Origin of the sequence: Microcystis sp. LE19-195.1E, from assembly GCF_027532095.1 — a bacterium.
Lineage (GTDB): Bacteria > Cyanobacteriota > Cyanobacteriia > Cyanobacteriales > Microcystaceae > Microcystis > Microcystis aeruginosa.
The window spans coordinates 1-3,089 of sequence record NZ_JAPZSZ010000287.1; the positions used below are offsets into that span (position 1 = coordinate 1).

The 3,089-nt window shown below is 47.4% G+C and carries 4 protein-coding genes; 3 read left to right on the forward strand and 1 reads right to left on the reverse strand.

The genetic code is table 11. The features are described from left to right. Positions 1-267 precede the first annotated feature (267 nt). Positions 268-906 carry an LON peptidase substrate-binding domain-containing protein gene (locus O9300_RS15965; RefSeq protein WP_002739408.1) on the forward strand — a complete coding sequence of 213 codons (639 nt, stop codon included), beginning with the start codon at positions 268-270 and terminating at the stop codon, positions 904-906. Positions 907-1,244: 338 nt separating this feature from the next. Next, positions 1,245-1,847, forward strand: a complete 603-nt coding sequence (locus O9300_RS15970; RefSeq protein ID WP_287730953.1) for a Crp/Fnr family transcriptional regulator — start codon at positions 1,245-1,247, stop codon at positions 1,845-1,847. On the opposite strand, the gene O9300_RS15975 is transcribed toward O9300_RS15970, so the two are convergent. After that, positions 1,844-2,767, reverse strand: a complete 924-nt coding sequence (locus O9300_RS15975; RefSeq protein ID WP_287972692.1) for an ROK family protein — start codon at positions 2,765-2,767, stop codon at positions 1,844-1,846. The genes O9300_RS15970 and O9300_RS15975 overlap by 4 nt on opposite strands. Before the next feature lie 185 nt (positions 2,768-2,952). Here O9300_RS15975 and O9300_RS15980 point away from each other — a divergent pair. Beyond that, a partial coding sequence (locus O9300_RS15980; protein WP_287972693.1) for a DUF29 family protein occupies positions 2,953-3,089 on the forward strand: 137 nt, incomplete at its 3' end.

Below are 3,089 nucleotides of genomic sequence, written 5' to 3' on the forward strand. Positions count from 1 at the left end.
GTGGGGTGTGGGGTGTGGGGTGTGGGGTGTGGGGTGTGGGGTGTGGGGTGTGGGGTGTGGGGTGTGGGGTGTGGGGTGTGGGGTGTGGGGTGTGGGGTGTGGGGTGTGGGGTGTGGGGTGTGGGGAGAATAAATAAAGGTAATCTCCCGACTCCCGACTCCTGAATACTGGCTCCTGAATACTGGCTCGGAGTCTATTGCCCTTGCCTAGCGGTTCAGGGGGTATTGTGTAAAAATAAGAAAAGATCGGTTTTTTTTTACTAAACCTATGGCCACTTCTTCCATTGCCGTTAGAGAATTACCTCTCTTTCCCCTTCCCGAAGTTGTTTTATTCCCGGGTCGTCCCCTGCCCCTGCACATCTTCGAGTTTCGCTATCGGATTATGATGAATACGATATTGGAAGAAGATCGCCGTTTTGGGGTCTTAATGGTAGATCCAGCCACGGGAGAAATCGCTAAAGTCGGCAGTTGTGCGGAAGTTGTCCGTTGTCAACGTCTTCCAGATGATCGGTTAAAAATTCTCACCATCGGTCAACAGCGTTTCCGTGTCCTAGAATATGTCCGGGAAAAACCCTATCGTGTCGGTTTAGTGGAGTGGATTGAAGATGTCCCCACCACCCAAGATCTGCGACCTCTGGCCAAAGAAGTGGATCGACTGCTGCGGGATGTGGTTCATCTATCAGCCAAATTAACCGCTCAAAAAATTGAACTCCCCGACGATTTGCCCAGTCTTCCCCTGGAATTATCCTACTGGGTGGCGGGTAATCTCTACGGTGTGGCTGGGGAACAACAGGCTTTATTGGAAATGCTCGATACAGTCAGTCGTCTGCAACGAGAATCGGAAATTCTCACCTCGACTCGCAATCATCTGGCCGCTCGCACGGCTCTTAAAGATGCTTTAAATTAATGATCTTGAGGTTTTTCAGCTTCGGGAGATGGCAGTGGCCGTCTTATTTCAGTGAACAGTAAACAGTAATCAGTAATCAGTGAACTGATAACTCATACTAAATCCGTTGAGTATAGGCTACATATCAGGACAGGCAAAAGGCAATAGGCAATAGGCAAAAGGAGCAATAGATAATCAGTTTTTAATAACCAGATTTAGTATCACATCTGAAAACTGATGACTGACCCACTGATGACTGACCCACTGATAACTGTTAATCTGGGGATTACCTAATGTTTACCTTGATACAGTAAAGTGGGGTTAAAATTGTTAGCCCCTCACCCAGGAGAACTTTGATCATGTTGCTGACCTATAATCCCAGCGTCTCACCCTTCGGAGAAGACTATAGCGAGAGTCGTCGGCTCCATTTTTATGATCGCGGGGAAAATATTCCTCTGGTGGTTGATGGAGTCTGGCAAGTTTATCGGGGTATGGCGCAACTAAGTCAAGTATCTGAGAGTGGAGAGGAAATTTTACTAGGCTGGGCCCATTCATCCCACTTTTTTGGCTTAAATTTGACCCATCTAGAATCCTATCACGCCAGAGCCTTGTCGGAACTGTACCTAAAATGGTACACGATCGCCGAAGTAGAAAATTCGGCGGAATTAACTAGGATGATGTTAAATCAAATGATCCGTCGTCAACAACAAACGGAATCGCTTCTTGCGATCGCAGGACTCAAACGAGTGGAGGAGCGTCTCCAGCAGTTACTACAGTTATTAAAGCGGGAAATGGGAGAACCAATCGCCCAAGGCAGTCGTTTAAAGATCCGTTTAACCCATCAAAATCTCGCCAATGCTATCGGTACCACGAGGGTAACGGTGACGCGTTTGTTAGGCGAATTTCAGCGTCAGGGAGCCGTGAGCAGCGATTGCGATCGCCACTTGATTATTCACGATTAAGTCAGTCCCCCCCCCATAATAGACTCCCCGCGGAGGTCCAATAATTGCCAAGCTAATTTAGCGGCCCCCACCATCCCGGCGCGATTACCTAACTCGGCCGTTAATACCTCTAATCCTTCTCTGGAACTAGGTAACACCCGTCTTTCGATTTCTGTGAGCACAGAGGGAAAGAAAAACTTAGCACTGGCGCTAATGCCGCCGCCGATAATTACCGCCTCTGGGGTGAGAACATAGAGTAAACTGGCGATACCAGCCCCCAGTAAACAGCCGTAACCCTGCCAGAATTCTAAAGCCTCTCGATCGCCTTTTTCGGCCAATTCTGCCAATTGCTTCGGTTCTTTGCCGGTCATCCGGCGAATAGCTTGCCGGGAGACGTATTGTTCCAAGGAACCCTGATTACCGCTATTGCACAATGGACCGTCAAAATTAAGGGTTATTAAGCCTAATTCTGCGGCCGTTCCCTTGCTGCCCACAAATAAGTTACCATCGAGGATAATTGCCCCTCCTACTCCCGTCCCCAAGGTCAACAGGATCAAGTTTTGAAACCGTTTGCCCGCTCCTAACCAAGCTTCCCCCAAACCGGCACAATTGGCATCATTGGCTAAAATTGTCGGCATTCCCGTACTTTCTTCTAACCAATCGGCGAGGGGAATATCCCGCCATCCTGCCAAATTAATCGCTATTTTGGCAATTCTTCCCTGAGCATCCGCCGGCCCCGGCGTTCCCACACCGATGGCTTGACAACTTTTATCTAAATTTACTTGACAAATGCCTTGATGTATGGTATGGGCGACTTCTTTGGGTGTAGCGGGTTGGGGAGTGGGCAAGGTGAGAGATTCGAGACAATTGCCCTCTTGGTCAAATTTACCAATTTTAATCGCAGTTCCACCTAAATCGACACCTATTACTGTTTTCACCATCGGGCTTTTCTTGTTACTCTGGGAATAGCTAGGTTTATTATCACTCTTTTTGGCGGTTTTTTCGCGGTTAGATGTGATTGAGGATAATTCGGCTAAACTGGCAAAACTAGCTGATTGATTAGTCCCAATTTCTCCTATAGTTTGGATACCTGCAGCTTAACTCCTGATTTTTCCCCATTTTAAAAATGATGAATATTACCATTTCAAATCTCTACGATAGCGATTATCAACTTTGGTTAGAGTCCACTATCAACCAATTGCGTCAAGGGGATTTTCAAGCAGTAGATTGGCAGAATTTATTAGAGGAGTTGGCAGATTTGGG